2 protein-coding genes are annotated in these 658 nt (G+C 44.8%); both read right to left on the minus strand.

What is annotated here, in order from left to right:
• Positions 1–68: 68 nt before the first annotated feature.
• Positions 69–284: a hypothetical protein gene (locus MiSe_RS53530; RefSeq protein ID WP_226594967.1), complete on the minus strand. Its 216-nt coding sequence runs from the start codon at positions 282–284 to the stop codon at positions 69–71.
• A gap of 46 nt (positions 285–330) precedes the next feature.
• Positions 331–658, minus strand: a 328-nt coding sequence (locus tag MiSe_RS53535; RefSeq protein WP_226594969.1) for a hypothetical protein, incomplete at its 5' end; no start/stop codon positions are given.

The raw sequence follows: 658 nt of genomic DNA on the forward strand, positions 1-658 counted from the left end.
TCTGACTGTAGGGACACGGCATGAGATCATCTTCTGATATAAACCAAAATTTATTGGGTGCCTTGTCCCTACCAATGCCCACCAATAGATTTCTGACTGTAGGGACACGGCATGAGATCATCTTCTGATATAAACCAAAATTTATTGGGTGCCTTGTCCCTACCAATGCCCACCAATAGATTTCTGACTGTAGGGACACGGCATGAGATCATCTTCTGGTTGAGAGCAAAATTTATTGGGTGCCGTGTCCCTACCAATGCCCACCAATAGTAGGGACACGGCATGAGATCATCTTCTGATATAAACCAAAATTTATTGGGTGCCGTCTCCCTACCAATGCCCACCAATAGATTTCTGACTGTAGGGACACGGCATGAGATCATCTTCTGATATAAACCAAAATTTATTGGGTGCCGTGTCCCTACCAATGCCCACCAATAGATTTCTGACTGTAGGGACACGGCATGAGATCATCTTCTGATATAAACCAAAATTTATTGGGTGCCGTGTCCCTACCAATGCCCACCAATAGTAGGGACACGGCATGAGATCATCTTCTGGTTGAGAGCAAAATTTATTGGGTGCCGTGTCCCTACCAATGCCCACCAATAGATTTCTGACTGTAGGGACACGGCATGGGATCATCTTCTGATATAAA

The organism is Microseira wollei NIES-4236 (assembly GCF_020521235.1).
GTDB classification, from domain to species: domain Bacteria; phylum Cyanobacteriota; class Cyanobacteriia; order Cyanobacteriales; family Aerosakkonemataceae; genus Microseira; species Microseira wollei.

Coding starts and splice junctions, on each gene's coding strand:
- MiSe_RS53530 (WP_226594967.1), bottom strand. CDS start 284: ATGCCGTGTCCCTACTATTGGTGGGCATTGGTAGGGACACGGCACCCA.